Here is a 1,586-nt window from a genome sequence, read left to right on the forward strand (position 1 = left end):
GTGACCGACGGTCTTGACGACATCCAGCTGCGTGAGCTCGAAGCCCGGTTGAGCTATCTGCGCGAGCTGCGGGACCGCCTGCAGACCGTCATCAAGAACATCGAGGAGCAGGGCAAGATGACGCCCGCGTTGCTGGCCGCGCTGGTGGCCGCCCCCACCAAGCAGGAGCTGGAAGACCTGTACCTGCCGTTCAAGCTGAAACGTCGCACCAAGGGCCAACTGGCACGCGAGGCCGGGCTGGAGCCGCTCGCCGATGCGCTGTTTGCCAACCCCGATTTGGTGCCAGCCGACGAGGCGCTGGCCTACGTGGTTGCCATGCGGCCGGTGGTGGAGGGCGAGGACAAGCAGCCCGATTTCTCCACCGTGCAAGCGGTGCTGGACGGTGTGCGTGACCTGTTGAGCGAGCGCTGGGCCGAAGACGCCAGCGTGGTGCAGGATCTGCGCCAGTGGCTGTGGCAGGAGGGGTTGTTCAAAAGCCAGCTGATGGACGGCAAGGACGAAAACAACGCCGATGTCGCCAAGTTTCGGGACTATTTTGACTACGACGAGCCGATTGGCCGCGTACCGTCGCACCGCGCCTTGGCGGTGTTTCGGGGCCGTGGACTGGAGATTCTGGACGCCAAGCTCGTGCTTCCTGAGCTTAATCAGCCTCTAGCCCCCGTAGCTACTGCGCTAGCCGCTATTAAAACAAGAGCAACGCCGGTGGTGTCGCTGGCCGAGGGTCGCATCGCGCTGCGTCTGGGCTGGAGCCACAAGGGCCGAGCCGCCGACGATTTGATTCGCAAATGCGTCGCCTGGACCTGGCGCGTCAAACTCAGCCTGTCGACCGAGCGCGACCTGTTCACCCGGCTCAGGGAAGACGCCGAGAAGGTGGCGATCAAGGTGTTTGCCGACAACCTGCGCGATTTGCTGCTGGCCGCCCCCGCCGGGCCGCGCGTCGTGCTGGGGCTGGACCCCGGCATCCGCACCGGTGTCAAAGTGGCGGTGGTCGATACCACCGGCAAGTTGGTGGAAACCGCTACCGTGTTCCCGCACGAGCCGCGCAAGGACTGGGAAGGCTCCTTGCACATTCTGGGCAAGCTGTGCGAGAAGCATGGCGTCAATTTGATTGCTATTGGCAACGGCACGGCCAGCCGCGAGACCGACAAGCTGGCGGCCGACCTGATCAAGCTGATGGCCAAGGCGTCAGACCGCCTGATTGAAAAAGTGGTGGTGAGTGAAGCCGGCGCCTCGGTCTATTCCGCCAGCGAATTCGCTTCGCAGGAAATGCCGGATGTGGACGTGAGCCTGCGCGGTGCTGCCAGTATTGCCCGGCGCCTGCAGGACCCGCTGGCCGAGCTGGTCAAGATCGACCCCAAATCGATTGGCGTCGGCCAGTACCAGCACGATGTGAACCAGAGCGAGCTGGCCAAGACGCTGGAGGCCGTGGTGGAAGACTGTGTGAATTCGGTCGGCGTCGATCTGAACACCGCCAGCGTGCCGCTGCTGTCGCGCGTATCGGGGCTGAGTGCCAGTGTCGCCAAGGCGGTGGTGCGCTGGCGCGAGGCCAATGGGGCGTTCAACAACCGCCAGCAGCTGATGCAGGT

General features: G+C 64.1%; 1 protein-coding gene. It reads left to right on the top strand.

Going from position 1 to position 1,586, the window contains the following annotated elements; genetic code table 11:
- Positions 1 to 1,586: helix-hairpin-helix domain-containing protein (locus tag B3V69_RS13965; RefSeq protein WP_296447509.1), on the top strand; the 1,586-nt coding region annotated here is incomplete at both ends.

Origin of the sequence: Rhodoferax sp. UBA5149 (assembly GCF_002413825.1) — a bacterium.
GTDB lineage: Bacteria > Pseudomonadota > Gammaproteobacteria > Burkholderiales > Burkholderiaceae_C > Rhodoferax.